This window comes from uncultured Nostoc sp. (genome assembly GCF_964245445.1).
Taxonomy (GTDB): Bacteria; Cyanobacteriota; Cyanobacteriia; order Cyanobacteriales; family Nostocaceae; genus Nostoc.
Map to the genome: position 1 here is coordinate 1 of NZ_CAXTNE010000001.1, position 20,753 is coordinate 20,753.

The following is a 20,753-nucleotide window of genomic DNA, read 5'->3' on the forward strand; positions in this document are numbered from 1 at the left end:
CCCGGTTGATGCACTAGCGTTTAGTGTACTCTATCTACCTGCAATCTGCTGTATTTATAAGGAGTGCATTAGATATTTATGCCTTTATTTACCATTATTATGAGGCGGTGCATCATTTGTAGGGTAGCACAGTTGTGCTAGCAAAGCGCGTGTTACATCCAAATGAGAACCGCCATATACAGTACCTGATAAATTAGGAATACAATCTCTAAAAACTGGGGTCAATGTCAAAGCAAAACGGAAACATGACCATAAAAATTCTCAGAAGCATCTTTGCTGCTGTCAACTTAGCGCTAATTTCTAGAGGATTAGTTAGTTGTGTTGTTGAGGTACCGCAGCCATCTGCTCCAACTGAGCAACAAAAACCAGTCGTACAACCTAACGAAAAGCCTAACCAGGTAAAGCAGAACGACGAAGATGACGACGCTAAAGATGGCGATCGCAAGGATGATAAAGACAATGACGATAACGACTAAATAAAGGCAAAGCTATAACCTTTACCCTTCTTTTTGAGTTTCTATTTATGCTGATCCAACAAACTTCTACTTCCCTAATCGATACTTTACGCCACCGACGGCAACAACTAGCCAACCTCATTGATTTTCCAGTAATTCTGTGGTCAGGTAGTAACAGTCCGCGCAACTTTCCAGCAAATCCCTTTCCGTTTCGCGCTAGCAGTCATTTCCTCTATTTTGCTGGACTGCCATTATCAAATGCAGCAATTCGTTTAGAAGGTGGCAAACTAGAACTATTTATAGACGATCCATCACCCAGCAGCGCCCTTTGGCATGGAGAAATGCCAACGCGCGAGGAAATAGCTCAGAAAATTGGGGCGGATGTAGGTCGACCAATGGCAGAATTAGAGTCTTGGGTAGAAGATGCCGCCACACTTGCTGTACAAAATGCAGCTACTTGGACGCAACAATCGCAGCTATTAAATAGATGGGTTTTACCACAAAGTCCTCCCCAAGGAATTGACTTGGAGTTAGCTAAGGCAATCGTTTCTCTCCGCCTCACTCACGATGAAGCTGCATTAACCCAGTTGCGAAAAGCTGCGGCTGTCACTGTTGAGGCGCACAAAGTTGGGATGGCAGCAACACCTAAAGCCAAGCTAGAAGCAGAAGTTCGTGCAGCGATGGAAGGGGTAATTATTGCCCACAATATGACAACTTCCTACAATAGTATTGTCACCGTTCACGGTGAAGTTTTGCATAACGAACAATATCACCATCCCCTACAACCAGGTGACTTATTACTTGCCGATGTCGGTGCTGAAACTGAGATGGGTTGGGCAGGTGATGTCACTCGCACTTGGCCAGTTTCTGGTAAGTTCTCATCTACCCAAAGAGATATTTATAATGTCGTATTAGCAGCCCATGATGCTTGCATTGCCAAAATACACCCTGGTGCAGAGTATGGGAAGATTCATTTGTTAGCCGCTACGGTTATAGCTGAAGGTTTAGTAGAGTTAGGCATTTTCCAAGGAAACCCTGAAGACTTAGTAGAAATGGATGCCCATGCGCTTTTTTTCCCTCATGGTATCGGCCATTTACTGGGTTTAGATGTTCATGATATGGAAGATTTGGGTGATTTAGCAGGGTATGAAGAGGGACGTTCTAGGAGCGATCGCTTTGGCTTAAGCTACCTCCGTTTAAATCGTTCTTTGCATCCAGGAATGTTAGTCACAATTGAACCTGGTTTTTATCAAGTACCAGCAATTTTAAATGATGCCAATGTTCGCTCAAAATATCAAAATGTAGTGAATTGGCAGCGTTTATCTGAATTTGCCGATGTGCGCGGAATCCGCATTGAAGATGATGTTTTAGTTACCGCAGAAGGTAGCGAAGTTTTAACAGCCGCATTACCAAATGATGCCGATACTATAGAAAATTTAGTCAATGCCTGAGTTTATACTGACAGGCATCCACAAAGGATGCTCAATTACTGGATTCACCTTTGATGTAGCCGAGCGTTTGATTTCGTACATCACGTTTAGCTCGTGAATCCAGCAAGATTTCTAACAAAGAGGCATCGCGCTCATGGTCGGTGTTAAGCTGTTGTGCTGGATCTCGATTTACATATACTTCAGCAATCTTTACGCTTTCTCCAACTATCTCAAAACGTACTTTGAAAATGCAAAAACCAGTCCAACTACGATGCAAGTATAGCCAAGGAGCCTCATAGAAAATGAACCATTTATCTTCCATCTGCTCTGGAATTACTCCAGCAGCAATTCTATCGAATTCTTCCTGTGAGTAAAGTTTTTCTACCGTTATATTTGTGGAGGCAGAAGGCATAGGTTCTGTTTTCCAGTCATTCCGTTTGGCTATTCCCATAGATAAAAATATAATATGATACCTCATGATATCTAAAAGAATTCCAAATTCATGAGAAAAACCTCTATAGAATTACTACTCAACGGAGTTATTGTCACCTTCGGATTATTGCCATTATTAGCTCAAGCACAGCAGCCGGTTTCTGATACCCAAATTGCGGCGATGGTAGAAGCATTGCGACAAGCTGCACCGCAGACAAAAAATCCCAACGATGGACTTTACAGCGAATGGCAAGTTAAACCAGAAACCCTTAAAGGCTGGTCAAAAACTTGTCTCAAACGAGAACTGACACCGACGCAGTTTGAAAATAGCCCTGCGATCGCTCGCCAAGTTGTATCCTGCATTACCCGCCGTGAGTTAACCAATCAATTCCGTGCCACCAACAATAATGAGATTGCATCTGTGCGTGGCGCAGCTTGTTGGTGGATGACTGGTAGCTATACAGGCTGCAACAAAGGTTTCACTGCTGAGTATGTGCAAAAAGTTGTCCGCTTTTATCAACATCTCTCAAAACCAGCAGCAACTTAATTATAAAAGGGTGATTACATCAATTTTTAATAAAAAAAATTCAGGAGTTAGGAGTCAGGAGCCAGAATTCTGAATTCTACTATATGTATGACCCCACAATATTGGCAATCTAGTTTCATACTGTCTGTGATCTGAAAAATCAAGAAGGGAATACCAAAAGAAGGTATTTCATTTTCTCTATACTTTAAGCTACAAAATCAGTGGCTAAAGTCAAGGTCTTAGACCAGGACAAAACAACGAGGCAAAGTGATAATTTTTACCCGTTTACCTAAAAAATATCACTTTTTTATTCAGCACTCACTACTGTTTTGGTCACGGTAATATTACATAATTGTTTTATCTTTTCAGTAACCCAATCAACACGATCATTACCCTAAAACCTTCCGCCTTCCACTACCCAGGTTGGGACTCCAAAACAGCCAAACTGCTCGTATTCTGCCAAAGCTGCCACTGCTCCAAATTTTAGCTGCTTCGCTGTAGATTAACTCAAGAATGCGATCGCCATTCAACCCGACATCATTATTTTGATATTAAATTTGACTTTTAATCCATTGGCGAAATTATTTAACCAATTCCAAATAATCTTTTTCTTCCCCTTGCTCTAAAAAATGATAAATATCTGTTAATGGCAGATTGAGAAATACTAAACTCCGTTCAACAGATATATATTTCTGATTTTATTGTAATTGTTAATTAAATTTAACTCATTAATTTCAATCAATTTTCCTTTTAACCCAGTTGCGAAAATCACTCACAAACTCTAACATAATCTTTTTCTTCAACCTGGTGTAAAAAATCAGCAATTTCTGTTAGAGGCAAATTAGGAAACGCTAAACTTTGGTCAACAGCTATATATTCGTCATCTCGGAAGATATTTATACTAAAAATAGTGCCGTCATAACGCCAAATTTCTGGTACACCCATATCAGCATAGACTTGAAAACGATTTTTGGAACTGCTGGTAATATCAATTTCCACTACCAAATCTAGCGGCGGATCTTGTTGCAAATTAATTCTTTTTTTGCCCTTAATAAACTTGACATTTTTAATGTAAAAGCATTCATCTGGTTCTGTACCACTCAGCTCTGGACGTTTGAAAGTAGTAGAACCAAGGGGCTGAATCCTAACTTCTAGTTCTTCCGCTAAAGTTTCGACAAATCGACCCACAATTTTTTTATAAGTTTCATGTTCAGGTGAAGGAACCATGATTTCTAGAGTACCTCGATTGTAAGTAAGCCGGAGGCGGCGACTAGCACTAAGTTCACTTAGCAAGTTTTCATAAGTTTGCCAACTGATACCCGAAAGGTGGATGATTTCTGTGGGTTGAAGCAGTGTGTTGCTAGTCATAGCGATATGTGATGTAGGTTCTCGCTGTACAATAGCCCTTCTTGCCCTCATTGTACTTTAAGCTCAATCTTCCATAAAGGTAGGTATCTGGTTGCTACAGTCGGGGTGAAAAATACTAAGCTGGTAAATAGCACGTTTAAACTTTAGCGGAAATTCAGAATCGCATTCATCGGCGGTTTAGAATTCCCCATTGGCGAACTACCTGTAATTACATTATGTTTGATGCTCTATCTGACCGTTTAGAAGCCGCCTGGAAAAAACTGCGGGGACAGGACAAAATTTCTCAATCCAACATTCAAGATGCATTGCGCGAAGTGCGCCGCGCCTTGTTGGAGGCAGATGTCAATCTCCAGGTAGTCAAAGATTTTATTAGCGAAGTCGAAGCCAAGGCACAGGGAGCCGAGGTGATTACTGGCGTGCGACCCGATCAACAGTTCATCAAAATTGTTCACGATGAATTGGTGCAGGTGATGGGAGAAGAAAATGTTCCCATCGCAGAAGCCCAGGAACAGCCTACTATTGTGTTAATGGCTGGGTTGCAAGGTACTGGTAAAACCACAGCTACCGCTAAGTTAGCCTTACATTTGAGAAAATTAGATCGTAGCTGCTTGTTGGTGGCGACAGACGTATATCGCCCAGCAGCGATCGACCAGCTGGTAACGTTGGGTAAGCAAATTGACGTACCAGTATTTGAACTAGGAAGCGATGCAGATCCCGTAGAAATTGCCCGACAGGGTGTAGAACGCGCTAAGGCAGAAGGTGTAAGTACAGTAATTATTGATACTGCTGGTCGCCTGCAAATTGACGAAGATATGATGGCGGAATTAGCGCGCATCAAAGCAACTGTCCAACCCCATGAAACTCTGTTGGTGGTGGACGCAATGACTGGTCAAGAGGCAGCTAATCTAACCCGCACCTTCCATGAACAGATAGGAATTACTGGGGCGATTCTCACCAAGATGGATGGTGATAGCCGTGGTGGTGCAGCGCTGTCAGTGCGAAAGATTTCGGGAGCGCCAATTAAATTTGTGGGCGTGGGTGAGAAAGTCGAGGCACTGCAACCGTTTTATCCCGATCGCATGGCATCCCGGATTTTGGGGATGGGCGATGTTCTCACCCTGGTAGAAAAAGCCCAGGAAGAGTTTGACTTAGCAGACGCTGAGAAAATGCAAGAGAAAATCTTGTCAGCGAAGTTTGACTTTACTGACTTTCTCAAGCAGCTGCGGATGCTAAAGAACATGGGTTCTCTGGGAGGCTTCATCAAGATGATTCCAGGGATGAACAAGCTCTCAGACGATCAGCTTAAGCAGGGAGAAACCCAGCTGAAACGCTGTGAGGCGATGATTAACTCCATGACTCGCCAAGAACGCCACGACCCCGATTTATTAGCCAGTTCTCCCAGTCGGCGGCGGCGGATTGCTGCTGGCTCCGGCTATAGAGAGTCAGATGTGACTAAACTGGTGGGTGATTTCCAAAAAATGCGATCGCTCATGCAGCAAATGAGTCAAGGTGGCTTCCCTGGAATGCCGGGAATGTTCGGCGGTGGCGGCATGGGCAACGCCTTCGCAGGCGCAGGCAATCGTCCCCCAGCCCCCGGATGGCGGGGTTATGGCGGTGATGCCACAGGCACGAAAAAGAAAAAAACTAAAGATAAAAAGAAGAAAGGCTTCGGTAATCTTTAGTTATTGGGCATTGATAATTTGCTAATGACAAATGACTAATGACTAATGACTAATAGCACCAAATGCTAGACGAGTGCTAAAATTAGCATTTCGGCATACTTACCAATTAGGAGAATGATTCTTTAACCATGATCAAACTGCGCTTGAAGCGATACGGTAAAAAGCGGGAAGCAAGTTACCGCATTGTCGCCATTAACAACCTCGCTCGCCGCGATGGTCGTCCCCTAGAAGAGTTGGGATTCTACAACCCTAGAACCGATGAAGTGCGACTAGACGTTCCCGGCATCGTCAAGCGACTACAACAAGGCGCTCAACCCACTGACACCGTCCGTCGCATTTTAGTAAAAGCCAATGTTTTTGAACAGGTCAGTGCCACAGCTACAGCCGCATCATAATTCGGGAACAATGTCCCCAACAACTAATCCCAACTACGTTGGGCTGGTTCGGTTTTTAGTGCAGCCGTTTTTGGAATCTCCAGAGACTTTAAGCGTCGATTGTGAAATTTCTCAGGCCCTCAACCGGGCTTGGATTCGCATCGCCTTTGAAAGCACGGATAAAGGGAAAGTGTTTGGTCGAGGGGGACGCAATATTCAGGCGATTCGTACAGTAATTGCCGCAGCCGCAGCCGCTACTGGGCAATCAGTATATCTGGATATCTACGGCAGCACTACGCCGGGCCGCGAAGGTATGTCTTTTGATGAAGAGACAGAAGAGCGATCGCCACCGCCGACTAGGAGAGAACCGCGTGGAAATGATGGGCCTAAACCTATTGTTAAACCCCGCCTCCGCTAGTTTCAAACTAGAGAGCAAGTCTGAGCGGTTGTGGTTACCTCCGCTCAGAATTTTTGTAAAGATGGAAAGTTGCAAAAAGATTTTTGGATCTTTATTTGAACTCTTCACCGAAGAGGCAGGGGGGCAGGGGACAGCGCGAAAGATACTGGAATTACCCTGCCACAAGGGTTAGAGAGCAACTAAATTTATTTATGTATGCCTAAAAGTGAAAGTATTTATTTCGAGGTGTGTAACACGAGAAATAATACATCCTTACTTTCAGCAGCCCTCTATTCATGTATGGGGATTCCCCCAGCTCCTTGCCCCCTGTCCCTTTTCCCCTTTTTGACCAGTAGGGGCGTACAACTGTATGCCCCTACTGCCGATTTATTTGTTGCAAAAATTTTTCCAAAATGTAAATAATAAAAGCGTAATTTCGCTAAGGGCGAAAAAACATTAACCTTTGTCAAACACAGATCCTCACCAATTAAGAAATACTATGGCAGGTGCCTTAACAATTCAGCTGCCCAATATTCCCAGTGTGATCGCTCTTGGGGGAGATGGAGAAGAAAATCTCAAAATGCTATCTCGGCAAACAGGAGCCACTTTAGTGCTACGTGGACAGGAATTAGTGATTTCTGGTACCGAAGGGCAAATTGATCTGGCTTCTCGATTAGTGCGATCGCTTGAAGACCTTTGGATTAAAGGCAATACCATTTCCAGTGCCGATATTTTAACAGCTTGTCAAGCCATAGATAGCGATCAGCAAGGGGAACTGCAAGATTTACAGCGAAATGTCCTCGCAAAAAGTCGCCGGGGCGAAGAAGTCCGTGCCAAAACCTTCCGCCAGCGTCAATATATTGATGCACTCCGTAGACGCGATCTCACCTTTGGTATTGGGCCTGCTGGTACTGGTAAGACTTATCTCGCTGTTGTTGTCGCCGTGCAAGCACTTCTTGCTAACGAGTTTGAAAAGCTCATCTTAACTCGCCCTGCCGTCGAAGCTGGTGAAAAACTTGGTTTTTTGCCTGGAGACTTACAGCAGAAAGTTAATCCCTATCTTCGCCCACTTTACGATGCTATTTATGAATTTATCGACCCAGAAAAAGTACCCAGCTTAATGGAACGCGGTGTAATTGAAGTCGCACCACTCGCTTATATGCGGGGACGCACCCTCAATAACGCCTTTGTAATTGTGGATGAAGCTCAAAATACTACACCCGCCCAGATGAAAATGGTTTTGACTCGTTTGGGTTTCCGTTCTCGGATGGTGATTACAGGCGACATGACACAAACTGATTTACCACTTCACCAACAATCGGGTTTAGGAGTAGCTTTACAAATTTTAAAACACGTTGAAGGCATTGCCTTTTGCGAATTTACTCAAAAAGATGTTGTGCGCCATCCTTTAGTTCAGCGCATTGTTGCTGCTTATGAACAATACGAAAAATAGGGATTGGGAATTGGGAATTGGGCATAGGGCATTATTTAGGACTCATCGTTTAACTAACGACAAATAACAAATGACAAAGGACAAATGACAAATGACCACAACTTTGAAAGAATTTTTAGCAGATTGTGAGACTTTAGGAACTTTGCGTTTAATTGTTACTAGCAGCGCTGCTGTATTAGAAGCACGAGGCAAAATAGAAAAGTTATTTTATGCAGAATTGCCTAAAGGAAAGTACGCAAATATGCATACTGAAGGCTTTGAATTTCACTTGAATATGGACAAAATCATTCAGGTGAAATTTGAAACAGGTGAAGCGAAGAGGGGGAATTTTACAACCTATGCTATCCGGTTTTTAGATGATAAACAAGAACCTGCCTTAAGCCTGTTTTTGCAATGGGGTAAACCTGGCGAATATGAACCCGGACAGGTGGAAGCTTGGCAAACTCTAAAAGAGAAGTATAGTGAAGTTTGGCAGCCTTTACCAGCAGAAATTTAAAGCTAAACCGATAGGGGTGCAGGAAATCGGATATCTGCACCGAACTGCTCCACATTAACGCTGTGATGAATCGGTAAAACATATTCTAAATTTTCGTGAGGGCGGGGAATAATATGATAAGAAATCACCTCGCCGCCGTTAACTCGCAGCACCGCCTTTAGTCCTGTTGTCACCGCCACATTTACCTCGCCCACAACCCCCCGAATTAACACGGTAATTCGTCCCAAATCAGTATTTTCATAACCAACAAGGGTTACACGAGCAGCTTTACACATAGCATCTCCCACTTCCACTGCTGTGGGAACGCCATAAACTTCAATCATACCTAGTGCCAATGTCATACTATAACCATAGTTTGGAATTGTAAGGTCAAATATTTTACTACGAAATTTTAATTTTTTACACAAACTTACTTAATTTTTAATCGATAAATAATAAAGGTTAAATACAAAACTGCTAATGCTTACAATAAAGGCGATTTGGAGTTTTTGCTTGCTGCTTTTATTCTTTTTGCGGGGTGGCGATGCTCTTGCAGGAGAGTTATCTGAACGGTTAGCAAATTTTCCCCAATGGGAAAAATTAACTTCCGTACAATCGGCTTCAGGTGATTTGGTTTACCCTGAATGGATGGCTGGTTCTTGGCAAGTTACAAGTACTTTGGTAGATTTAGCTGCACCTTTAGCACCAGAAATCGTAACTCCAGGATTTGAAGGTAATCGCCGACAATTAAATCAGCCTGTGAGTTTTGTAGTAAGATTTGTCAAAGAGCAACCATCTATTACTAGGTTAAAGATATTACCTCAGATAAAGAAAAAATCCCCAATTTTAGTAGCAGATAGAGCGTTTAATAGCTTGAATTTGGCAAGAGCTTATTTAGGGGATGAAGCTGTGTTATTAGTCAAAGTTGATCCAGATTCACCTAATCGTCAGATTACGTTCTTGCGTAGCAGTCGCCAACTAGTTTCCATTGTGACTGCACGGGCTACAGAAATTACCCCTGATGACAAATTCATTACTACAGAAGTGTTTCAACAACTATTCAAAGGCGGTTCACGCCCTTATTTAAACTCTGTAGAATCTACCACCGCTTATCATAAACTTTCAACAGCTAATCCGGCAATTGAGGCAGATCAAGTTACTGCTGTCTATCTTTCACCCCAAGATCCAGATTACTTTAAAGCTGGTTCTCGACCAGTTGCTCTCTATCGCTATCGCCTAGAATTTATCCCTGCACAAATGCCTACTACTCCAAAGGAGTGATTTAAACCTATAGCCCTTGACTACTATGTAATACATTTGTAGTATATAAATTCCAAGTTTACGATCGCGCTCTTGGACGGTGTGCATCATGGCAAAATTTCAAGATATCGTCAATTACTTTCGCCCTTACTGGAAGCTAACTGTTTTCAGTATTACAACATCTAGCATTTACGAAGTTATTGATTTGGTTGTCCCTTACGCGATCGGGCAGATTTTAAACGTTTTGTCTAATCAACCTTTGGATAAACCACTTCAAAGTGCGATCGCAATTTTTTCAGACATTACCAATTACCCAGTTAATAAAACTCTATCTCTGGGTGTATTACTGGGTTTAATTTTCGTTGTTACGGTAGTCAGAGCGCCCACACAACCCTGGTTAAGCAATTGGTTTCATTGGGATATAGCCTTCAGGTCGCGTCGAGAAAAAAACGAAACAGCGATCGCTAAAGTTCTTACCCTCCCACTAGAATTTTATGATGAGAATAACCCTGGACGCATTGCTGGAAGAGTAGCTAGAGGTATTTCTAACCACACTTTTAGTTACCCTGAAGTTGCCGGACAGTTGATTCCTAAACTGGCTCGTGTGCTGGGGATTTTTGTGTTTATCTTGTTCATTGAGTGGCGGATTGCAATTTTATATCTAATTTCCTTTGTAATTATTCTCAGCTTCAGCTTGAAGGGTTTACAACAGCTAATTAGGTACGAAACTCGTCTGGATAAATATGGAGAGGACACAGAAAGCCGCACTTCTGAATTAATCACCAATATCAAAACGGTGAAAGCATTTGCTACAGAAGCTAGGGAACTGAAGCGGCAAAAGCAACGTTTAAATCGTGAATTCTTGGTGCTTGATTATCGCATCCACCAAGGTTATACAAAACTGGGTACTTGGCAAAGAACCGTGATTCAGTTTTGTGTGTTTACAATTTTGGGTTTGACTTTAGCAGCAACAGTAAATGGGAGAATTTCTCTCGGTCACTTCGTCATGACTTTAACTCTTTCTAGCATGGCTTATGCCGAATTAGAACCTATTAGTAACTTGGCAGAAGTTTTTGCCCGTCGTTATTCTCCCATGCTGCGGTTTCACGAATTTCTGCAAGAGTCAACTGCATCTGATTCAGCAAGTCTTTTAGAAGAGAGTAACCAGACAGAATCACCTTATAAATTTACTGGAAAAGTTGAGTTGTCGCACCTTAGTTTTGGATATGATACCAAGCGTCAAGTTTTGCAAGATATTAACTTGTTGATTGAGCCATACCAAACAGTGGCATTAGTGGGGCGTTCCGGTTCTGGTAAGTCTACTTTAGTGAAATTGCTGTTGCGATATTTTGAACCTCAAGAAGGTCAAATTCTGATTGATGGTCAAGATATTCGCACTTTGGATGTGGGTAAGTATAGACGAAGGCTAGCGATCGTTCACCAAGAAGTAGACATTTTCAACGGTACTATATTGGATAATCTCACCTACGGCAGACCAAATGCTAGTTTGGAGCAGGTTCAACAAGCCTGTAGAATTGCCAGAGTCGATGAAGTAGTGCAGCACTTACCTCAAGGTTATTACACCGTCGTGGGAGAACGAGGTGTCAGGCTATCTGGAGGACAAAGACAACGGTTAGGAATTGCTAGGGCGTTGTTAGTGGAACCAGACGTACTGATTTTTGACGAAGCCACCTCTAGTTTAGATTATGAGTCTGAGCGTTCAATTCAGCTAGCGATGCGATCGATTCAAGGCACTTGCACCACCATTGTTATTGCCCACCGTTTAAGTACAGTGCGAGAAGCCGATAAAATTGTGGTTCTTGAGCAAGGAAAGATTGTAGAAGTGGGTAGCCACGATGAACTCTTGCGTCACGAGGGGATTTATCGCCGCTTGCACTCCCTGCAAGAAACAGGAGAACTCCTGAGTTAAGGTCCATACAGATTTTGTATTTTAGATTGACTCCACGAATCAATCAGCTGATTAAATCGACCTTATTGTGTTGTCAATAAGGTCGATTTTTTTCTAATTATCCCCAACAGTATTTGGTACAAAAATCGAAATTCTGAGCTACCAGTCATGATGTATACAATATGTGATAATAGATGTTTACTGAATTGTGCCCGCTCAGTAATCGAAGTTTTCTCATAACAAAAAACTAAGATTTACTCTTATCTGCTTCTTTCTGTGCCGCCTCACTGTATTTCTTATAAAGTTGAGTACGAATCTTAGCTTCCTGATAACGGCTGTGTTTTTGTGGCACCTTACTCATTAAATCTGAAGCCCGTTGCCACTTAGCAGCTATCTCTAACCACTGAGTTGAGACTGTGGCTATTTTACCAGATGCAGAAGCTTGGTTAGCAATTCGCACGGCTGTGGCAAATTGGTCATCAGACGGGTCAGAAAGGTTATTCTTAGCAGGACTAAGTGGTGTTTGAACTTTCCCATCGCTCGTATTTTCTGGAGTTATAGATTTAGAAGTTTGTAATTGCATTAGGTTGCTCAGATTATTACCTAACTGGGCATAAACAACCCAACTAAGCAACAACAGTGAGCATAAACCAGTCATAGCTAATATCTTGGCTTTAGGCTTATTTTTGTGTTTTTCTTTGTTAATAAGTACTAAAGGACGAGAGACTTGAGGTCTAGGAAAATTTGGCTTTCCTAGTTCAGCTTGAGCTTCTGTGAAATCTGCAATTAATTGCTTTACAAGATTAGGCTGAATTAACGTAATTTCCTGTGACCAGAGCAATTGGTTGTCGCGATCGCTATCTATTTCCTTTAACCACAGTAATTGTTGTTCCCGAACAATCCGACTGTTGATATTGACTCGCCGAATGTAACGCGGGGCGATGGAATCAAGAATTTGCTGGATTTGTTCTACGAGGGGAGATTGCTCAAGTTGCTCTATCCTAGCCGCTTCGCACAGAAGTTGTAAGACACCATCAGAAAATATGGCTCTAGTTCTGACACCAGACTTGGCTAGCTTTTCGTTCAATAGTTGAATAATCGCAGCAACGCTGCCTTGGTGAGCTTGCCAAACAATATCATTTATCCGGTCTACCACCTGAAATTTAGTGATAGCTCTTCCACCCTGACTGATTAACGTATTCATTAATTTAGGGACTCTTTTCTACTTACCTTGATCTTGTTTTCGATTTTACGAGTAAAAAGATGAGTTGCCAAATAAAATCATAAATATACAGCCTACCTTTTCGGTTCGGCAAGGATGCTCGATCGCATTAAGTTAATTTGACACTCCCACGCCTTGAAAGTGTGGGATTCTTGGGTTGAAACTGCGCTTTCAGGATAACGCCCATGCTGGCGGAGGCGCTACCTGTTTGACATAGTACATTAATCATGCATTTTTGTGTAGGCTTAGCCCGCCATAGGCATCGCCTTTGGTAAGGTTGAGGTAGGTGAATGCAGTCTGCGGGCGATCGCTTTGATATTTCTGGAACTGTCACGCCGTCAGATATTGTTCACAAACTAAACAAAATTGCTGTATCGGGATATTTTTGTGAGGAATTCTCGCTTTTTTCGCCTTTTTGTCATAATGGCAAGACTAACTAGCGCTGCGATCGCTACATTAGAAGATATATAAATCAAAATCATTGTTGATTTTTATTCGTTCGCAGTTCACACAAAACCATGAGTGTAAGTACCATTATTTCCGACAATCCCCTACTTCAAGGCACTGGTTTACCTCCCTTTGCAGAGATTAAACCAGAACGAGTAGTACCAGCCTTCAATGAGTTGCTGGCAGAACTTGATCAGCAGCTTGCCACCTTGGAGGCTAATGTACAGCCTACTTGGAGTGGTTTAGTAGAACCCTTAGAAAAGCTGACAGAACGGCTTACCTGGAGTTGGGGGGTGGTGAATCATTTAATGGGTGTTAAAAATAGCCCAGAACTGCGCGAAGCTCATGAAATCGTACAGCCACTAGTTGTACAATTTATCAACAAGCTTGGTCAAAGCAAACCTATCTATAATGCCTTTAAGGCACTTCGTAGCAGTGATAGTTGGGCAACTTTAGAATTAGCTCAACAGCGCATTGTAGAAGCCGCTATTCGAGATGCAGAACTTTCTGGTGTTGGCTTAGAAGGAGAGGCAAGAGAGCGTTTCAACGCCATACAAATGGAGTTAGCAGAACTTTCTACCAAATTCTCTAACCATGTACTTGATGCCACTAAAGCCTTCAGCTTAACCCTAACAACACAAGCGGAAATTGACGGTTTACCACCAAGCTTAGTGAGTTTAGCGGCCCAAGCGGCTCGTGCAGCTGGCGAAAGCAATGCCACACCAGAAAATGGCCCCTGGCGGATTACTTTAGATTTCCCCAGCTATGGCCCTTTCATGCAGCACAGTACCCGTCGAGATTTGCGCGAAAAGCTCTATAAAGCTCATATCACCCGCGCTTCTAGTGGGGATTTGGATAACAACTCCTTAATTGAGCGCATTTTGAAGTTGCGCCAAGAACTCGCAGATATACTAGGCTTTAAAAGTTTTGCCCAATTGAGCCTAGCTAGTAAAATGGCTCCTAACGTTGAGGCAGTCAACGCCCTATTAGAAGAACTACGCCGCGCTAGTTATGATGCTGCTGTCAAAGACTTGGCAGAACTCAAAGCTTTTGCAGCAGCACAGGGAGCAGCAGAAGCTGAGGATTTAAAACACTGGGATATCAGCTTTTGGGCAGAACGCCAACGAGAAGCAAAATTCGCCTTTACCTCTGAAGAATTGCGTCCCTACTTTCCTCTTCCCCAAGTGTTAGACGGCTTATTTGGACTAGTTAAGCGGCTGTTTGGCGTTACTGTCACCTCTGCCGATGGTCAAGCGCCAGTATGGCATGAAGATGTCCGTTATTTCCAAATTGCTGACGAAACTGGTTCTCCCATAGCCTACTTCTACTTAGACCCTTACAGCCGTCCAGCAGAGAAACGCGGTGGTGCTTGGATGGATGTGTGCATCAATCGAGCCAAAATCACTGAAAATGGTGTTACTGCCATCCGCTTACCTGTAGCTTATTTGGTATGTAATCAAAGTCCTCCCGTAGATGGTAAACCCAGTTTAATGACTTTCTATGAAGTAGAGACTTTGTTCCACGAGTTTGGTCATGGATTACACCACATGCTCACTAAGGTTGACTATACCGGAGCCGCAGGCATCAATAATGTGGAGTGGGATGCAGTGGAACTACCTAGTCAGTTTATGGAAAACTGGTGTTATGAGCGAACCACTTTCTTTGGAATGGCGAAGCATTACGAAACTGGTGAAGTCCTACCGGAGCATTATTATCAAAAGCTGCTAGCGGCGCGTAATTATATGAGTGGATCTGCCACGTTGCGGCAGATCCACCTGAGCAGTCTTGATTTAGAATTACACTATCGCTATCGCCCTGGTAGTAATGAAACTCCCTCAGATGTGCGTCATCGCATAGCCAAGACTACTACTGTTTTACCGCCACTTCCAGAAGATTCTATTTTATGTGCTTTTGGACATATTTTTGAGGGTGGTTATGCAGCAGGCTATTACAGTTACAAATGGGCCGAGGTACTAAGTGCTGATGCTTTTGCCGCTTTTGAAGAAGCGGGGCTAGAAGATGAAGAGGCTATAAAAGCTACAGGTCGGCGTTATCGAGATACAGTGCTGGCACTTGGTGGTGGTCAGCATCCAATGGAGGTGTTTAAAACTTTCCGGGGTCGTGAACCGAGTACGATCGCTTTACTCAGGCACAATGGTTTAGTCAGTACTGCTGTAAACTAAACAACGTCCCTACTCGGATGAAATTAATCCACAATTAGCGATCGCCAACCTGCGGAATAAAGCTGTAATGTGGGTTATGCCGTAGGCTAACGCACCATCTTGATTGTCGGTGCGTTATGGACTAATGTCCATAACGCACCTTAACAGATTCTAAGAAAATTAATGAAAAAGAATACCTCGTCTGCGCCGGAGTTCCAGCATCGGTACTCAAAATTACACTAGGGGTAATCTTGAATATGTCAAGTTTCGGGTCTTTCACAAAGCTAGGCGTTCCAGAATATAAATATGAATTAGTGCGTAGGCGTAACTAGTCGTAGATATCACTATGCAACGTCTTGATTATTTTATTTATCAATAATCCAAAAAATAGCGCCACCTTAATCACAGGCTGGCGCTATTTTTTGGATTTAATTGACAATAGTTAAATGAATTTTCTAAGTTCCCCTCACTTCTTATCTGCACTTTTGCTTTTATACAGCGCTGCGACGGGTTATTAAGTTCCACAGGAAAACTGCAACAATCGCACCAAGAACTGCTAGCGCAATACCAGGAATACTAAGAGTAGTGGCTGCTAAAGTTAATGTTCCTGTACTGAAGAATACGCCTAAGCTACCGCCAACAAAAGCACCGATGATTCCTAGTAAGATTGTTCCCAGAATACCGCCACCTTGATGACCGGGATAGATAGCCTTAGCGATCGCACCAGCAATTAGACCTAAAACAATCCAAGCAAGAATATTCATTGTTATTAATTCGGTAAACGTTTTTTACTCACAAAATCATATTATCAATCCTCATCTTTCGTTCCATCTACCATCAGAATTAATCATTAATAACCATAAGGAAGAGTTTAATCAAAACTATTTTTATTAGTATGTACCACCATTGAGCTAGATAATCAATTAAAAAAAAGCTCCTAGTAGGTCTTCAACTAGGGGCTTATCAAACTATTGCTTGGTAATTGCAGTATATGCATTTTTAATTGGCTCTCTCCTCTACTAGAAGAATTAAGCTGAGTTTTTAAAGACTGTCTCTAAAGTAATGTAAAGGAAGCAAAATTAGCCGATGTATAGGACGAGCTCACTATGCCTTGGAGACGGAACGAAATGGATGGGGCATAAAGCCCAGACGTGGGAAAAACTTTGTGTTATTAAGTTCGCTAACAGTATCAGTTTATTTTCTGGAAGTCACGCGAGCGCATCTTTTGCTCAAGGAACTCTAAAAAGACCTTGACTTTCATGGGAATATATTTTCGGCTAGGATAAAGTGCGTTAATTGGGACTGGAGCCAGTGACCATTGAGACAAGACGTTTACTATATTCCCACTGTGTAACTCCTGCTGAAAGAGAAATTCTGGCAGTAGCCCAATTCCTACTCCAGCAACGATTGCTTGATAAATGGGGGCAACGTCATTGCTGAGTAGTCGTGGACGAAAGGAGAGCGTTACTGTTTCCTGCTGTTCATTGTGCAATGTCCAGGTCACATCGTTCTGACGATGAGCCATACAAAGCAGCGCATGACTGGTCAAATCAGCGATCGCCCTTGGTTCGCCAGCGCTTTTGAGATAGGTCGCGCTGGCAAAGAGTTTCATGCGATCTGTGCTAAGGAGCCGCACGATCAGGGTTGAATCGTGCAATTCCCCAATCCGAATCGCTAGATCGTACCCTTCTTTAACAATATCCTTGTATTCAGTCGTCGCATGGAGAATCACTTTAATATCGGGGTAGGTTAGCAGAAACTCCGGCAAATTGGGTGCCAGAACAGATTGCACAAACAATACGGTGGCTGTCACTCGTACAGTGCCTTGCGGATGTCCCTGTAAGCTAGCGATCGCATCATTACCGTCATGTAACGCATCGACAATGGGTAAACAGTTTTCGTAATACAGCCGTCCTTCTTCAGTTAGAGAAACCCGCCGCGTCGTGCGATGAAATAATCGGACTCCTAGCCGTTGCTCTAGCTCATTGACCTTCAGACTGACGGTAGATTTAGGCAAGTCCAGCGTTCGTGCTGCTGCGACAAATCCTCCCAGTTCCGCAACTTTGAGAAATATTAAAACAGCGTTCACGTCATCCATACCTTGCACTCGCTGCGTTGAGATTATCAAAACTCTGCTATTGTCCAGCATTATAAACAATCAATCCATAAAAACTATCTTTATCTACATGAATTAATGAATCATACTAGTTGTGCGCTAAGGGAACTTCGCACGGTGACAAGCTGAGGAGGAAAGAGAGTTATTTTTAGTTACTTCTTTACTCCTTCTGCTTCAAGAGCTTGCCTCTACCCGACATTTTTGGGTTGGCAAACTACTAGAGATGTCAAATATAGGGAGACTTGGAAATTGAAGGGAGCAACGCACTATGAAATCAAGTTTTGAACGAAAAATACTGCGGTGAGTTTATATTGTTTTGACGGAACAGTTGCAGATAAACCTAAGGCAGCATTTACAACACAATTTGTCTTCGTCCCTAAGCTTTACATAGGAGAGTTAAAACATGAAAGTCTTAATCATAGGAGCTGCTGGCAAGACCGGTAGAGCTGTAGTCGAGCAGGCTGTAGCCGCTGGTCACCAGGTCACGGCCTTCGTTCACAAAGCTGACGAATATGAGGTTTCAGACGTTCGCGTTATCGAAGGTGACGCTACCGACAGTGCCACTATGGACGCAGCAGTAGTCGGTCAAGACGCAGTTGTTGACACGATTGGCGGTAAAACGCCTTACAAGGCAACTACGCTCGAATCGAGCGCCGCCAACACAATCATCGCTTCCATGCAGCGAAACGGTGTGCGCCGTCTCGTGGTCACTTCTATGATTGGTGAAGGGGATAGTGAGGCAAATACCCCCTTTTATGAGCGCTTACTAGTTTCGACCTTTTTGCGCGGTGCGGACAAGGACAAAGCGGCAATGGAGTCTGCTGTCGAATCGAGCGGTCTGGACTGGGTGATTCTGCGCCCAGCCCTTCTCAACGACGACCCCGCCAAGGGAAACGTTCGAGTCTTCGATACCGAAACGGGCGAGAAAGCCCATAAAATTACACGTGCCGACTTGGCTGCCTTCATGCTTGCCCAGCTTTCCAATAACGAATATCTGCATCAAGCCGTGACGATCGCAAATAGCTAAGAATTCGGATACGCTCTGTTTTTGGGTCTACAGCGTGTTCGTTGAGGCTTCGGCGTCTGCTTGACCAGACGGTATGCCTCCTTTTTTGTCCGGTTTTCACAATTAAGCAAGCTAAATAGAGGTGACATATGCAATATCTCGTAATCTTAACGACCAAAAAGAAATTTGAAACTGAAGGGATGCCCGCCGATTTCAAGGAGGAACACGTTAAAGAGTTGGTGCAGGGTCAGGTTCTCTACGCGCAAGGGCTGCTTCGCCAATCTTGGGAGCTGGACTTAGAACAGTTGGGCTCAAAACAGCATGGTGCGGCTTGTATTTTTGAGGCCGATTCAACTCAGCATTTGCAAGGGATGATCGATAGCTTCCCGAATGTGAAGACTGATTACGTCGACTATCAAGTTTTTCCGCTGAAACCAGACCCCGCATACACGCAAAATATCTAATGCAAAGACTTTGAGCCAAAGAGCCCATCCGGTTACTGGCAATACTTGTGGCGAACTAGAGGTGATATATGCAATATCTTGTTATCTTCACACCCAAACAGAAATTCCAGACTGACGGAATGCCCTCTGACTTCCAAAAACGGGAACTCGAAGAGCAGGCGCAAGCGCAAGTCCTTTACGCACAGGGAGGTCTCCGTCAAGTGTGGGCGCTGGACACGAAAAACCGTGGCGCAGCCGTTCTCTTTGAAGCGGAGTCACCGGAGCATCTGCAAAAGATGATCGACAGCTTTCCGCTGATCGAGGTTGATTACGCTGACTACCAAATTTTGCCGCTCGCGCCATATCCAGCATTCGCGAAGAAGTCTGTCTAATTGTTGCGACCAGCATACTATAGAAATTAACCTAAACCAGACTCTTGGACAATCTAGACAGAACTAGACACAGGCGACAGAGGAGTAGACAGACTTACCCGTAAATAGACCTTTTACCAAGAGTACTATTAAGCGCTTTCCGCTTTTAATTTTTGAACTGGTTAATTACTGTCTTGAACAGGCACAGAACTATCGATTTTGTCCTCATAAGCTTTTTAAACAATTATCAGAGCAAGAATATGAGCGTAATCATCTGCCGTTGTATTTTGATGGTGTTCCTTTGATGAGGCGGGTAACTCAAGCTTGCTACTCTATACTCCACCATCACTCCCGATGGTTGTCTAACTTTATTCTTCCTCTTTTTAAAAGAGCCGCACCCAATTAAATATGCGTTACCCAGAACCCTTGTAGAGATGTAGCAACGCTACGTCTCTACATTCTTTTTTACCAGATATCTAATGACTCGATGGCTGAGAAATGAGGACAGTCTGCGATAAGACCAATGCATACTTAGGAAAATCAGGCTCACCAAGGTTAGCAACATAACCCCTAAAATCGTTCCGTATGCCTTAGTTCGCCACCAAAATCCATTTATTTGTACTGTACCTAGTCGGACAAGCTTCCACAAGCTGCCTATATCCATGCTTTTGGAATCATGAATGGTGATTGGTAAATATTCTGCTAGGTTTTGTCGTGCAATTGTCATTTTAATTACTCCTTTAGCCCCAAAAGCTAAGGTATTTATTTTAAACTACGGTAATTCGATAAACTTACTGCTATTTGTAATATCTCATAACTTGATACAAGAAGCAAGTTTGAGAGCCGATCGTGGTTACTGTGTCACGCTTGTATTGGGGAATGAGGACTACTAAGTGGGAAAATTTGCTTGTATTAGCCTAATCCATAATCCACAGTCCCTAATCCCCCATCCCTAATTCCCAGTCAAAATGCCTAATCAAATTTGGTTATCACAATTGCAAAAACATCGGGCGATCGCAGTCATCCGCGCCCCTAAAATCGAAGTGGGACAGCAAATGGCAATGGCTGTAGCATCTGGGGGAATGCAGTTAATTGAGATTACCTGGAATAGTTCGCGGGCTGGGGAATTAATCACTCAACTACGGTCAGAATTACCAGCCTGTACTATTGGCACTGGTACGCTATTTAATGTGCAACAGTTAGAAGAAGCGATCGCATCTGGGGC

Annotated in this window: 21 protein-coding genes and 1 pseudogene; 15 read left to right on the forward strand and 7 right to left on the reverse strand. The window is 43.2% G+C overall.

The genetic code is table 11. The features are described from left to right. Window positions 1–245: 245 nt before the first annotated feature. Both ACFE90_RS00005 and ACFE90_RS00010 read left to right on the forward strand, forming a co-directional pair. Window positions 246–476, forward strand: a complete 231-nt coding sequence (locus ACFE90_RS00005; RefSeq protein WP_375496571.1) for a hypothetical protein — start codon at window positions 246–248, stop codon at window positions 474–476. A 47-nt stretch (window positions 477–523) separates the two neighbouring features. Further along, window positions 524–1,906 (forward strand): aminopeptidase P family protein, encoded by a 1,383-nt coding sequence (locus tag ACFE90_RS00010; protein WP_375496573.1) that lies wholly within the window; start codon window positions 524–526, stop codon window positions 1,904–1,906. Between the two features lie 31 nt (window positions 1,907–1,937). Here the strand turns inward: ACFE90_RS00010 and ACFE90_RS00015 are convergent, their stop codons facing one another. After that, window positions 1,938–2,363: a hypothetical protein gene (locus ACFE90_RS00015; RefSeq protein ID WP_375496575.1), complete on the reverse strand. Its 426-nt coding sequence runs from the start codon at window positions 2,361–2,363 to the stop codon at window positions 1,938–1,940. A 24-nt stretch (window positions 2,364–2,387) separates the two neighbouring features. Between ACFE90_RS00015 and ACFE90_RS00020 the strand changes: the two genes are divergently transcribed. Beyond that, window positions 2,388–2,864 (forward strand): hypothetical protein, encoded by a 477-nt coding sequence (locus ACFE90_RS00020; RefSeq protein WP_375496577.1) that lies wholly within the window; start codon window positions 2,388–2,390, stop codon window positions 2,862–2,864. Between the two features lie 747 nt (window positions 2,865–3,611). Here the strand turns inward: ACFE90_RS00020 and ACFE90_RS00025 are convergent. Beyond that, window positions 3,612–4,211, reverse strand: coding sequence for a Uma2 family endonuclease (locus tag ACFE90_RS00025; protein WP_375496579.1), 600 nt, complete (start codon window positions 4,209–4,211; stop codon window positions 3,612–3,614). Between the two features lie 215 nt (window positions 4,212–4,426). Between ACFE90_RS00025 and ffh the strand changes: the two genes are divergently transcribed. The 5 genes from ffh (at window position 4,427) to ACFE90_RS00050 (ending at window position 8,613) form a co-directional block, all read left to right on the forward strand. Further along, window positions 4,427–5,893 carry a signal recognition particle protein gene (gene ffh, locus ACFE90_RS00030; RefSeq protein WP_375496581.1) on the forward strand — a complete coding sequence of 489 codons (1,467 nt, stop codon included), beginning with the start codon at window positions 4,427–4,429 and terminating at the stop codon, window positions 5,891–5,893. A 128-nt stretch (window positions 5,894–6,021) separates the two neighbouring features. Then, the gene (gene rpsP, locus ACFE90_RS00035) at window positions 6,022–6,288 is read left to right on the forward strand and encodes a 30S ribosomal protein S16 (protein ID WP_375496583.1); all 267 of its coding nucleotides are present in this window, start codon (window positions 6,022–6,024) and stop codon (window positions 6,286–6,288) included. Further along, the gene (locus ACFE90_RS00040; RefSeq protein WP_375496585.1) at window positions 6,245–6,685 is read left to right on the forward strand and encodes a KH domain-containing protein; all 441 of its coding nucleotides are present in this window, start codon (window positions 6,245–6,247) and stop codon (window positions 6,683–6,685) included. The genes rpsP and ACFE90_RS00040 overlap by 44 nt, the downstream gene beginning before the upstream one ends. Before the next feature lie 478 nt (window positions 6,686–7,163). After that, window positions 7,164–8,117 carry a PhoH family protein gene (locus ACFE90_RS00045; protein ID WP_375496587.1) on the forward strand — a complete coding sequence of 318 codons (954 nt, stop codon included), beginning with the start codon at window positions 7,164–7,166 and terminating at the stop codon, window positions 8,115–8,117. 91 nt (window positions 8,118–8,208) lie between these two features. Further along, complete coding sequence (locus ACFE90_RS00050) at window positions 8,209–8,613, forward strand: ChuX/HutX family heme-like substrate-binding protein (RefSeq protein WP_375496589.1); 405 nt, start codon at window positions 8,209–8,211, stop codon at window positions 8,611–8,613. Between the two features lie 2 nt (window positions 8,614–8,615). Here ACFE90_RS00050 and ACFE90_RS00055 read toward each other — a convergent pair whose 3' ends face one another. After that, window positions 8,616–8,954: a carbon dioxide-concentrating mechanism protein CcmK gene (locus ACFE90_RS00055; protein ID WP_375496591.1), complete on the reverse strand. Its 339-nt coding sequence runs from the start codon at window positions 8,952–8,954 to the stop codon at window positions 8,616–8,618. A 118-nt stretch (window positions 8,955–9,072) separates the two neighbouring features. Between ACFE90_RS00055 and ACFE90_RS00060 the strand changes: the two genes are divergently transcribed. Together ACFE90_RS00060 and ACFE90_RS00065 are read left to right on the forward strand one after the other, a co-directional pair. Continuing rightward, window positions 9,073–9,873 (forward strand): DUF6816 family protein, encoded by an 801-nt coding sequence (locus ACFE90_RS00060; RefSeq protein WP_375496593.1) that lies wholly within the window; start codon window positions 9,073–9,075, stop codon window positions 9,871–9,873. Window positions 9,874–9,961: 88 nt separating this feature from the next. Continuing rightward, on the forward strand, window positions 9,962–11,782 hold the full coding sequence (locus ACFE90_RS00065; RefSeq protein ID WP_375496595.1) for an ABC transporter ATP-binding protein: 1,821 nt from the start codon (window positions 9,962–9,964) through the stop codon (window positions 11,780–11,782). Between the two features lie 226 nt (window positions 11,783–12,008). On the opposite strand, the gene ACFE90_RS00070 is transcribed toward ACFE90_RS00065, so the two are convergent. Continuing rightward, window positions 12,009–12,965 (reverse strand): hypothetical protein, encoded by a 957-nt coding sequence (locus tag ACFE90_RS00070; protein WP_375496597.1) that lies wholly within the window; start codon window positions 12,963–12,965, stop codon window positions 12,009–12,011. Between the two features lie 536 nt (window positions 12,966–13,501). Here ACFE90_RS00070 and ACFE90_RS00075 point away from each other — a divergent pair. Further along, window positions 13,502–15,613: a M3 family metallopeptidase gene (locus tag ACFE90_RS00075; protein ID WP_375496599.1), complete on the forward strand. Its 2,112-nt coding sequence runs from the start codon at window positions 13,502–13,504 to the stop codon at window positions 15,611–15,613. A 470-nt stretch (window positions 15,614–16,083) separates the two neighbouring features. Here the strand turns inward: ACFE90_RS00075 and ACFE90_RS00080 are convergent, their stop codons facing one another. After that, window positions 16,084–16,356, reverse strand: coding sequence for a GlsB/YeaQ/YmgE family stress response membrane protein (locus ACFE90_RS00080; protein WP_375496601.1), 273 nt, complete (start codon window positions 16,354–16,356; stop codon window positions 16,084–16,086). Window positions 16,357–16,781: 425 nt separating this feature from the next. After that, window positions 16,782–17,690: a LysR family transcriptional regulator gene (locus ACFE90_RS00085; RefSeq protein ID WP_375496603.1), complete on the reverse strand. Its 909-nt coding sequence runs from the start codon at window positions 17,688–17,690 to the stop codon at window positions 16,782–16,784. A gap of 421 nt (window positions 17,691–18,111) precedes the next feature. Here ACFE90_RS00085 and ACFE90_RS00090 point away from each other — a divergent pair, with 421 nt between their 5' ends. The 3 genes from ACFE90_RS00090 (at window position 18,112) to ACFE90_RS00100 (ending at window position 19,549) form a co-directional block, all read left to right on the forward strand. After that, window positions 18,112–18,735: an NAD(P)-dependent oxidoreductase gene (locus ACFE90_RS00090; protein WP_375496605.1), complete on the forward strand. Its 624-nt coding sequence runs from the start codon at window positions 18,112–18,114 to the stop codon at window positions 18,733–18,735. 128 nt (window positions 18,736–18,863) lie between these two features. Further along, window positions 18,864–19,178 carry a hypothetical protein gene (locus ACFE90_RS00095; protein WP_375496607.1) on the forward strand — a complete coding sequence of 105 codons (315 nt, stop codon included), beginning with the start codon at window positions 18,864–18,866 and terminating at the stop codon, window positions 19,176–19,178. 68 nt (window positions 19,179–19,246) lie between these two features. After that, the gene (locus ACFE90_RS00100; protein WP_375496609.1) at window positions 19,247–19,549 is read left to right on the forward strand and encodes a muconolactone Delta-isomerase family protein; all 303 of its coding nucleotides are present in this window, start codon (window positions 19,247–19,249) and stop codon (window positions 19,547–19,549) included. A 424-nt stretch (window positions 19,550–19,973) separates the two neighbouring features. Here ACFE90_RS00100 and ACFE90_RS00105 read toward each other — a convergent pair whose 3' ends face one another. Beyond that, entirely contained in the window at window positions 19,974–20,255 is a 282-nt protein-coding gene (locus ACFE90_RS00105) for a hypothetical protein (RefSeq protein ID WP_375496611.1), read from the reverse strand. 241 nt (window positions 20,256–20,496) lie between these two features. On the opposite strand from ACFE90_RS00105, the pseudogene ACFE90_RS00110 reads away from it, so the two are divergent. Beyond that, window positions 20,497–20,753, forward strand: a pseudogene (locus ACFE90_RS00110) (ketohydroxyglutarate aldolase); the annotation flags it as partial.

Excerpts from the sequence above, each read along its gene's own strand:
- ACFE90_RS00020 (WP_375496577.1), top strand. The coding sequence starts at position 2,388 with ATGAGAAAAACCTCTATAGAATTACTACTCAACGGAGTTATTGTCACC.
- ACFE90_RS00050 (WP_375496589.1), top strand. The coding sequence starts at position 8,209 with ATGACCACAACTTTGAAAGAATTTTTAGCAGATTGTGAGACTTTAGGA.
- ACFE90_RS00080 (WP_375496601.1), bottom strand. The coding sequence starts at position 16,356 with ATGAATATTCTTGCTTGGATTGTTTTAGGTCTAATTGCTGGTGCGATC.
- ACFE90_RS00015 (WP_375496575.1), bottom strand. The coding sequence starts at position 2,363 with ATGAGGTATCATATTATATTTTTATCTATGGGAATAGCCAAACGGAAT.
- rpsP (WP_375496583.1), top strand. The coding sequence starts at position 6,022 with ATGATCAAACTGCGCTTGAAGCGATACGGTAAAAAGCGGGAAGCAAGT.
- ACFE90_RS00095 (WP_375496607.1), top strand. The coding sequence starts at position 18,864 with ATGCAATATCTCGTAATCTTAACGACCAAAAAGAAATTTGAAACTGAA.
- ACFE90_RS00090 (WP_375496605.1), top strand. The coding sequence starts at position 18,112 with ATGAAAGTCTTAATCATAGGAGCTGCTGGCAAGACCGGTAGAGCTGTA.
- ACFE90_RS00065 (WP_375496595.1), top strand. The coding sequence starts at position 9,962 with ATGGCAAAATTTCAAGATATCGTCAATTACTTTCGCCCTTACTGGAAG.
- ACFE90_RS00085 (WP_375496603.1), bottom strand. The coding sequence starts at position 17,690 with ATGGATGACGTGAACGCTGTTTTAATATTTCTCAAAGTTGCGGAACTG.
- ACFE90_RS00045 (WP_375496587.1), top strand. The coding sequence starts at position 7,164 with ATGGCAGGTGCCTTAACAATTCAGCTGCCCAATATTCCCAGTGTGATC.
- ACFE90_RS00060 (WP_375496593.1), top strand. The coding sequence starts at position 9,073 with ATGCTTACAATAAAGGCGATTTGGAGTTTTTGCTTGCTGCTTTTATTC.
- ACFE90_RS00025 (WP_375496579.1), bottom strand. The coding sequence starts at position 4,211 with ATGACTAGCAACACACTGCTTCAACCCACAGAAATCATCCACCTTTCG.
- ACFE90_RS00010 (WP_375496573.1), top strand. The coding sequence starts at position 524 with ATGCTGATCCAACAAACTTCTACTTCCCTAATCGATACTTTACGCCAC.
- ACFE90_RS00070 (WP_375496597.1), bottom strand. The coding sequence starts at position 12,965 with ATGAATACGTTAATCAGTCAGGGTGGAAGAGCTATCACTAAATTTCAG.
- ACFE90_RS00005 (WP_375496571.1), top strand. The coding sequence starts at position 246 with ATGACCATAAAAATTCTCAGAAGCATCTTTGCTGCTGTCAACTTAGCG.
- ACFE90_RS00105 (WP_375496611.1), bottom strand. The coding sequence starts at position 20,255 with ATGACAATTGCACGACAAAACCTAGCAGAATATTTACCAATCACCATT.
- ACFE90_RS00100 (WP_375496609.1), top strand. The coding sequence starts at position 19,247 with ATGCAATATCTTGTTATCTTCACACCCAAACAGAAATTCCAGACTGAC.
- ACFE90_RS00055 (WP_375496591.1), bottom strand. The coding sequence starts at position 8,954 with ATGACATTGGCACTAGGTATGATTGAAGTTTATGGCGTTCCCACAGCA.
- ACFE90_RS00075 (WP_375496599.1), top strand. The coding sequence starts at position 13,502 with ATGAGTGTAAGTACCATTATTTCCGACAATCCCCTACTTCAAGGCACT.
- ffh (WP_375496581.1), top strand. The coding sequence starts at position 4,427 with ATGTTTGATGCTCTATCTGACCGTTTAGAAGCCGCCTGGAAAAAACTG.
- ACFE90_RS00040 (WP_375496585.1), top strand. The coding sequence starts at position 6,245 with ATGTTTTTGAACAGGTCAGTGCCACAGCTACAGCCGCATCATAATTCG.